Below are 8,309 nucleotides of genomic sequence, written 5' to 3'. Positions count from 1 at the left end.
ATTTTCGCCAGGATCGATCCAGCCACGTATGCGCAGGCTGGCGGCGCGCTCCAGCAGCGGCTGCCGTTGCGCGGGGGTGGCATCGAGCGCGGCGCGCGCGCCTTCGCGGCTGGACAGCGGTGCGGAGAGGCTGCGCCAGAGGATGCCGTCGGCGACGCGGTAGCCCACCACCTGCCAGCGCGTGGGCTGGCCGGGCTGGCGCAGGGCGCGCACGATGCGCAGCTGGGCGCCGTCGAACTGGATCGCGCCGGCGCCCAGCTGCGCGTCGGGCACGGCTTCGGCGAGGTCGTAGCCGAGCTGCGCGAACAGGCGGTCCAGCGCGCGCGTATCCGCCATGCTGTCGCCCACGGCATGCTGGCTGCGGATGATGCCGTCGAGCGAGCGCCAGGAGACCACCGCGATGATGGCGAGGATGGCGATGGCGATGATCATCTCCATCAGCGTGAAGCCGCGGCGCGGACGCGCGCGGCCGCGCTTACCGCCCTGGGCGCGAGCCATCGGTCATCACCGTTGCGAGCTGGGCCAGCCGCGTGCCCGCGTCGTTGTTGCCGTTGCCTTCGGGGTTGCGGTAGACCGAGATCACCACCAGCCGCAGCAGCGGGTCGGCGGTGCCGCTGACGATTTCCTCGCAGCGCAGCGCCACCCGGCCCTGGTCGCAGGCAAAGCGGCGCGTGCCGGGTTCCGGCCAGCGCCTGAGCAGGCGCAGCTCGGCCAGGCGGTTGGCCGCGCTCCATTCGGCCACGGCGCGCGCGCGCAGGCTGTCGCTGGTGTCGGCCAGCAGCCCCGCCGCGCGCAGGCAGGCGCCCAGCGCGACGGCGACGATGGTCAGCGCGACCAGGACCTCGATCAGTGTGAACCCCGTTGCCGGCATGGGCGGCGGCGCCGTCGGCGTTCGCTTACTGCACCACATAGCGGCCCGGCGCGGTGGTGAGGATGCTGGCACGCGCGCCATCGCGCTCCAGCGTGATGGTGAGCGTGGGTTCCACCGGTTCGCGTCCAAGCACGACCCTGACCGCGCCTGCCTGCGGCGCGGCATCCGGCTGGGCGACGATCAGCGCCGAAAGCGGCGCCCCCCAGTTGCCGGCGTGCAGCATCTCATCGCGCATGGGCTGCCAGCGTTCGCCGTCGCGCAACAGGAAGCGGTAGCCCCGCGGCGTTGCCTCCCACGCGATGGGCTGCGCGCGCAGCCTGGCCTCCTCGTGCGCATTCTGCAGTAGCGGGATCAAGCGCTGGGCCTGCTGTTCCAGCAGGTTGCGCGGGCTGGGCTGCGCATTCACCACGACAAGCCCGCTGACGATGCCGATGATGACCACGACCACCATCATCTCCAGCAGGGTGAAGCCGCGCACGGTCCGGCGGACCCGCGGGCGGGCGATGACGCGGCTGCCTGCCATGGGGCTCACGGCGCGGCCTATTCCCATGAGCCGATGTCGGCGTCGTTCCCGGCGCCATTGGGCTGGCCATCGGCGCCGAAGCTGAAGATGTCGATCTCGCCCCGTACGCCGGGATTCATGAACTGGTATGGATGGCCCCAGGGGTCCTTGGGCAGCTTCTCCAGGTATCCGCCGCCTTTCCAGTTGGCAGGCACCGGCTCTACCGCAGGCCGGGCGATCAGCGCCTGCAGCCCCTGCTCGCTGGTGGGGTAGCGGGCGTTGTCGAGCCGGTACAGCTTCAGCGCCTGCATGATCGAGGCGATATCCTGGCGGGCCGCCACGCGGCGCGCCTCGTCCGGCCGGCTCATGATCTTGGGCACCACCAGCGCCGCCAGCACGCCGAGGATGACGATGACCACCATGATTTCGATGAGAGTGAAGCCGGCGGTGGAACGTGTCCGCATTGCCGTTGGCGCCTTGGGCGAATTCATCGTAGTTTCCGCAAGAAGTCTGTCATGCGTACGCGGTACAACAGCGGCTGGGGCCATGCACCGGAACGGGCCAGGGTGATTCTGTCGAAAGCGTGGGGCAAGCCGGTTACGCGCCCTGCGCGGGTTTTGACACCAAAATTTCATATGAGAGGCTTGCCGCCATGATCCAGCCGAACATCCCGCGCTTGCCCGGCGCAGCACGCCTGGCCCGCCTTGCGCATTCGGCGGTCTGGCGCGGGCGGCTTCTTACCGCGGTCTGCGCCCTGGCCTGCCTGGTGGTGGCGGGATACTGGGCGATGCGCTTGCACGCTGCCCGGCAAGCGGGCGCGCCGCCGGCCAGGCCTGTGGCGGCGCTGCTGGTATCGGGGGAGGGCGCGCGGCTGTTCGGCGCTCGCCCGGCCGAGGATAGCGACCTGCCGGTGATCGTCAGCGGCGTCATTCGTGCCGGCAGCGATAGCGGAATGGCGGGCGGCGCCGCCGTGCTGGCGGTGGATGGCAAGCCGCCGCGGCTGGTCGTGGTCGGACGCGAAGCAGCGCCGGGCCTGGTGCTCGTGGCCGTTGGCGAGCGCCTGGCCGTGCTGTCGCGCAACGGTGTGCGGCGGGAGGTGCGGATGGTGGCACCGGCGAGGGTGCCGGTACTGGCGTTCACGGCTGGCGGGCGCGAGCGGGATGGCGGCGTGCCCGCCGTTGCGAGCAATGTGGCGCGGGCGGGCTCGAGCGCCGCCGTCAAATAGCCGGTTGGTTTCCGCCTCCTGCCCGCAACCATGACACAACGCAAACAGGCGCCGGATTCTTTTAATCGCCGGGGAGTACCGGCGGTAGAATGATTCCCGTGCGTGCCGGCGCGTTCAGGATTTTCTCCCGATATTCCTGCTGCCGCGCGAGATGCCGGCCGACAGGGGTTGTCCACGTTTTCGCCCGGTTTTCTCACCCGGTTGCGCAACGCCCCCGGGCGGTTCATGCGCGATGCGCGGTCATGGAGCGCGGCCATCCGTTCCTGCGGTGGCTACCCGCTTTCAGAGAGGGTGGCATCCCGATGTGGGGTAGTGAATCGGGATGATTTGTGCTAGAACTCGTCCGGACAAGCGGGAGCCGTTTGCCGGAAAGCCTGCGTCGGCAGGAACCCTGCGGATAACTTTGCCGTCATGCGGCCAAGGTTAGGCAATGGGGAGCATATTTGATCTCCGCCATGTGCCCCACCCGGGTGGAAGTCAAAATCAGAAAAGGAAAATCTCCGAATGGAGAAGCGTCGCCATATTCTGTTTCGCGCCCACATCAAAGAGTTCGTGTTACCGCCGATCAGCGATGGGCTTGTGCTGGGGCGCCGGTCTCCAATCGGGCATGTGGCGGTTGGCCGGGCACTCGATCTCCTGTCCACGACACCGTTCGAGCATGTCGAACTGGACGACGACGTGATCGCCGATCTGCTGGTGCGTCGCGCCATTCTGCGCAAGGTGCCCATTCATCAATTGAAGGCTTTTGTGCTTGAGGAGATCAAGCCTACGATGGGCGTGGAAGAAATCATCCACTTCAGCCTTGAAATCGAAATCATCCTTGACCATAAGCTAACGTAATGACCGGACTGCAGGCTAAGGATTGCATCGACTCATGCGGCTGGCCGGTGGATGCCTATCAGCGGTATCGCGATATTCGCGAGAGCCTGCCGGGAAGCGTCCGCGTGTTCCCGGTATTCGCGGAGACGGGCACATTCCAGGGGCTGGTGACGGATCGGCAGGCCATGCTGTTCCCGGGGAGAATATTCGCGGACCTGCTGGTGCGGCGCATGCCGGCACCCCTGCATCCGGACGATGAGCCGGTTCGCGCGCTGCACCGGATGCGCGAGGAGAAGCTGGACTACCTTGCCATTGTCGACGCCCATGGCGCCTACGTCGGTGTCATCTCGATGCAGAGTGTCCTGCTTGCGTTGTCGCAACGCGAGGAAGCGCATCATCTGGAGCGGGAATCGCTGATCGATCAGTTGCAAGGCGAACTGGTCAATCGCCGCATCGCCGCCGACATCGTCGAGTCCGCCAGCGACGGCGTGATGGTGACAGACCAGGCGTTGAAGATCCTGCTGGTCAATCGGGCTTTCCTGGAGATGACCGGGTATCCCGAGGACAGCATGCTGGGCCGCCGGCCCGGATTTCTCCAGTCGCGCCGGCACAACTCCGCTTTGTTCCGGGACATGCTGTCGGCCGTCGGCAGGGATGGCCAATGGGAAGGCGAGGTATGGCTGCGCCGCGCCGACGGCTCGATCTGCCCCGGCTGGGCCACGATCAAGAGCGTCGTCTGCGATATCGCGGGAAGCCGGAACTATGTCGTCATGTTCTCCGATATCGACCGGCGCGAAAGCCTTCGTGCCCAGTACCTGAGCCTTGCCTATTACGATTCCCTGACCGGATTGCCGAATCGGCAGCTGTTTCAGAACAGGCTCGACCACGCGATCGAGCATGCGCGCCGCAACGGGGTTGGCTTCTCATTGCTGTTTCTTGATCTCAACCATTTCAAGGACGTCAACGATGCACTGGGCCACACTGTCGGCGACCGGCTCCTGAAACACGTGGCGGAGCGGTTCAAATCGCTGGTGCGCGACGTCGACACCGTGGCGCGCCTGGGTGGAGACGAATTCACGTTCATTCTCCACGGGACCGTGGAACCGGCGCATGTCACGGGCCTGGCGAAGCGCATCTTCAGGGCGCTGGCTGCACCGGTCGTGCTGGACGGCATGCAGATCTACGCGTCCGCAAGTATCGGTGTCAGCCGCTACCCCGTGGACGGTACCACGGCGGAAGCCATTGTCATGAATGCCGATGCGGCCATGTACAAGGCGAAGGACGAGGGCAACGGGGTGTGCCGTTTCTACTCGACGGCATTCCACGACCGGCTTTCGGAACGGCTGGATATGACCAACGCGCTCCATCGCGCCCTGGAGCAGAACGAATTCTCGCTGGTCTGGCAGCCGCAGATCGCCCTCGCCGACGGGCGCGTGGTGGGTGCCGAGGTGTTGCTGAGATGGGCGCGCGATGGCAGCAGGATGATTTCCCCGGCGCTGTTTATTCCCATTGCCGAAGAGACCAGCCTGATCGGCGCCATCGGCGAGTGGGTGCTGGAGGAAGCGTGCCGGCAGGCGAGGCAGCTGCGTGCGCTGATGCAAGACCGCGATTTCCGTATTGCCATCAATTTCTCCCCGGTGCAGTTGCGCTCGCACGGAGAGCAATCCGTGGCGGATGTGATCCGGTCGCATGGGCTGGACTGCGCCCGCTTCAAGATCGAGGTCACGGAGAACTCCATCTTCTCGTCGCAGGACGGCATGCTTGCCTTTGTCCGCGAGCTCGATGCCGCCGGCATCGCCATATCGATCGACGATTTCGGTACGGGCTACTGCAACCTGTCGGCCCTCAAGCATTTGCCGGTGCACGAGATCAAGATCGACCAGTCCTTCATCACGGACATGTCGACGTCCCCCAGCGACCGGCAAATCGTGATCGCGATGATCAAGATGGGCCATACGCTTGGCCTCCAGGTCGTCGCGGAGGGGGTGGAAGACGCCAGCCAGCTGGAATTGCTGAGGGAGCTTGGCTGCGACATCGGGCAGGGTTACCTGTTTGCCCGCCCGATGCCGCTGGATGAGCTTGTGGCGTTCCTGTCGTCCGCGCAGGCCGGGCGTGGCCCCGTGTCTGTTCCGGAGCAGGCGCAGACGTAGCGCGTTGCGCGGGTGAGGGGAACGCTCTGCGCGGACCGCAGCGATATGATGCCCGCGTCAGCGCACCATCTGGTTGATTTCCAGGATCGGCATCAGCACCGCAAGCACGATCATCAGCACCATCAGGCCCATGCCGAGGATCAGGGCGGGTTCGAGCAGGCCGGTGATGAACAGCGTGCGCCGCTCCAGCTGGCTGGCCTCGCCCTCGGCGGCGCGCTCGAGCATCTCGGGCAGCTTGCCGGTGGCTTCGCCGGAGCGGATGAGGTGGATCAGCACGGGGGGAAACTGGTTGGCGGAGGCCAGCGCGCGGGCCAGCGAAGTGCCCTCGCGCACGCGCGAGATGGCGTCTTCCACGTTTTCGCGCAGGGCCACGTTGTTGAGCGTTTCGCCGGCTGCCTGCAGGGCGCGCAGGATGGGCACGCCCGCACTGGTGAGAATCGCCAGGGTGCTGGCGAAGCGCGCCGTGTTGTAGCCGCGGACCAGCTTGCCCAGCAGCGGTGCGGTGAGCAGCCAGGCATGCCAGCGGTGGCGCGGGCCGGGCCGGGCGAGGATGCGGCCAACCAGCCACCAGGCGCCGATGCAGCCGAGCGCCGCCAGCCAGCCCCAGTCCCGCGCGAAGTCGCTGCAGGCGAGCATGACGGTCGTGATCGTCGGCAGTTTCTGCCTGGTGGTGGTGAACACGCCCACCACCTGCGGTACCACGTAGGTCAGCAGGAAGACGACGATGCCGAACGCGACCACGGTCACCACGGCAGGGTAGGTGAAGGCGAGCTTGATCTTCTGGGTCAGGGCATTGCGGTTCTCGATATAGTCCGCCAGCTTGGTCAGCACCACGTGAAGCTTGCCGCTATGCTCGCCGGCGGAAACCAGGGCCCGGTAGATGTCGGGGAAATCGCGCGGGTGCCGGGAGAGCGCCCCGGAGAACGACTGGCCGGAGACTACCTCGGCACGGATCGCGCCGATGAGTTCGCGCACATAGGTGCGCTCCGCCTGGTCCGCCAGCGCGCCCAGCGCGTCGTTGAGCGGCAGGCCCGCGGTCAGCAGGCTTGCCACCTGGCGGGTAAAGATGGCCTGCTCCTGCGTGCCCAGGCGGCTGCCGAAGGCGCCCCGCCCGGCCGGCGCGGCGCTCACCACCATGACCTTGAGCGGGGTCAGGCCGCGCGCGCGGAGCAGCCCGCGCGCGGCGCGGTTGCCCTCGGCCTCGACCATGCCGCGATGGGTCTTGCCGCCGAAATCCACGGCTTCGTAGCGAAAAGCTGGCATGGCGGAATACTCCTCTCAATCCTTGCTGACGCGCAGCACTTCTTCCAGCGAAGTCAGGCCGGCATCGATCCAGCGCTGGCCGTCCTGGCGCATGGTGAGCATGCCGGCGGCAACGGCCGCAGCGCGGATGTCGGCATCCGCGCTGCGCTGGTGGATATGCCGGCGCACCTGGTCGTCGACCACCAGCAGTTCGTAGATGCCGGAGCGGCCCTGATATCCGGTGGGGCCGCAGCGGGCACAGCCGCGCGGGTGCCAGAGGCCGTCCTGTTCCCATTTGCACGCCGGGCACAGGCGCCGCACCAGCCGTTGCGCCAGCACCCCGAGCAGGCTGGAGGCCAGCAGGTAGGGCTCCACGCCCATATCCGTCAGACGGGTGACCGCCGAGGCGGCGTCGTTGGTGTGCAGGGTGGCAAGCACGAGGTGACCGGTGAGCGAGGCCTGGACGGCGATCTGCGCGGTTTCCAGGTCGCGGATCTCGCCGATCATGATGACGTCGGGGTCCTGGCGCAGGATGGCGCGCAGCGCCTTGCCGAAGGTCATGTCGATGCGCGCGTTGACCTGCGTCTGGCCGATGCCGTCGAGGTCGTACTCGATCGGGTCCTCGACCGTCATGATGTTGGTGGCGGCGGCATCCAGCCGCGACAGCGCGGCATACAGCGTGGTGGTCTTGCCCGAGCCGGTGGGCCCGGTGACCAGCACGATGCCGTGCGGCTGCTGGATCTGGCGGTCGAAGTGCCGCAGGGTGTCCGCGCTCATGCCGAGCCTGGTCAGGTCCAGCCGGCCGGCATCCTTGTCGAGCAGGCGCAGCACGGCCCGTTCTCCGTGCCCCGTGGGCAGGGTGGATACCCGCACGTCCACGGCCCGGCCGGCAACCCGTAGCGTGATGCGCCCGTCCTGTGGCAGGCGTTTCTCGGCGATGTCCAGTTGCGCCATGATCTTGATGCGGGAGATCAGCGCGCCGTGCAGCGCTTTGTTGGGCCGCACGATGTCGCGCATGGTGCCGTCCACGCGCTGCCGTACCACCGAACTCTGCTCGAAGGCCTCGATGTGGATGTCCGACGCGCCTTCGCGCGCGGCCTGCGTGAGCAGGGCGTTGATCATCCGGATGACCGGGGCATCGTCCTCGGCTTCCAGCAGGTCTTCGACGGCCGGCAACTCCTGCATCAATCGCGACAGGTCGACTTCGCCTTCCACTTCGCCCACCACCTGGGCGGCGGAGCCTTCGTTGGCGGCATAGGCCTCCGACAAGGCCTGCTGCAGGGCTTGCGGGCTCAGCATGACAAGGCGGTCGATGCCGAATGTCCGGACGGCCTCGGCGATAGCCCGGGCAGGGGTGTCGGCGCACAGCCAGGCTTCGGGCACCGAACCGGGGCGCGGCACCACGAGCAGCCTGGCCGCGCGGGCCCAGGCATAGGGCACCAGGCGCGCACCAGTGGCGCGCCGCGCAGCAGGCCCGGCCGCCGGCGCGGGGAGCGTGCC

At 67.3% G+C, this 8,309-nt stretch carries 9 protein-coding genes; 3 read left to right on the top strand and 6 right to left on the bottom strand.

Annotation, left to right across the window (positions count from 1 at the left end; translation table 11 throughout):
• The 4 genes from P3W85_RS32510 to gspG all read right to left on the bottom strand — a co-directional run.
• A partial coding sequence (locus tag P3W85_RS32510; protein WP_276267783.1) for a PulJ/GspJ family protein occupies window positions 1–498 on the bottom strand: 498 nt, incomplete at its 3' end.
• Window positions 476–871, bottom strand: coding sequence for a type II secretion system minor pseudopilin GspI (gene gspI / locus P3W85_RS32505; protein WP_276267782.1), 396 nt, complete (start codon window positions 869–871; stop codon window positions 476–478). The genes P3W85_RS32510 and gspI, both read right to left, overlap by 23 nt.
• A gap of 25 nt (window positions 872–896) precedes the next feature.
• Complete coding sequence (gene gspH, locus P3W85_RS32500; RefSeq protein WP_017225520.1) at window positions 897–1,394, bottom strand: type II secretion system minor pseudopilin GspH; 498 nt, start codon at window positions 1,392–1,394, stop codon at window positions 897–899.
• Between the two features lie 17 nt (window positions 1,395–1,411).
• Window positions 1,412–1,864, bottom strand: coding sequence for a type II secretion system major pseudopilin GspG (gene gspG / locus P3W85_RS32495; protein ID WP_276267781.1), 453 nt, complete (start codon window positions 1,862–1,864; stop codon window positions 1,412–1,414).
• Window positions 1,865–2,025: 161 nt separating this feature from the next.
• Between gspG and P3W85_RS32490 the strand changes: the two genes are divergently transcribed.
• The 3 genes from P3W85_RS32490 to P3W85_RS32480 all read left to right on the top strand — a co-directional run bounded on the left by P3W85_RS32490 (window position 2,026) and on the right by P3W85_RS32480 (window position 5,567).
• A complete protein-coding gene (locus tag P3W85_RS32490) occupies window positions 2,026–2,598 on the top strand; it encodes a hypothetical protein (protein ID WP_276267780.1) in 573 nt (190 codons plus the stop codon).
• Window positions 2,599–3,102: 504 nt separating this feature from the next.
• Window positions 3,103–3,438: a hypothetical protein gene (locus P3W85_RS32485; RefSeq protein ID WP_276267779.1), complete on the top strand. Its 336-nt coding sequence runs from the start codon at window positions 3,103–3,105 to the stop codon at window positions 3,436–3,438.
• On the top strand, window positions 3,438–5,567 hold the full coding sequence (locus tag P3W85_RS32480) for a putative bifunctional diguanylate cyclase/phosphodiesterase (RefSeq protein WP_276267778.1): 2,130 nt from the start codon (window positions 3,438–3,440) through the stop codon (window positions 5,565–5,567). The genes P3W85_RS32485 and P3W85_RS32480 overlap by 1 nt, the downstream gene beginning before the upstream one ends.
• Window positions 5,568–5,624: 57 nt before the next feature.
• Here the strand turns inward: P3W85_RS32480 and gspF are convergent, their stop codons facing one another.
• A complete protein-coding gene (gene gspF, locus P3W85_RS32475; protein WP_276267777.1) occupies window positions 5,625–6,830 on the bottom strand; it encodes a type II secretion system inner membrane protein GspF in 1,206 nt (401 codons plus the stop codon).
• 15 nt (window positions 6,831–6,845) lie between these two features.
• Window positions 6,846–8,309, bottom strand: a 1,464-nt coding sequence (gene gspE / locus P3W85_RS32470; RefSeq protein ID WP_430869666.1) for a type II secretion system ATPase GspE, incomplete at its 5' end; no start/stop codon positions are given.

Origin of the sequence: Cupriavidus basilensis (genome assembly GCF_029335485.1) — a bacterium.
Lineage (GTDB): Bacteria > Pseudomonadota > Gammaproteobacteria > Burkholderiales > Burkholderiaceae > Cupriavidus > Cupriavidus basilensis_E.
Note: the sequence above shows the minus strand (reverse complement) of the source record. Positions and strands in the feature narration are given on the sequence as shown.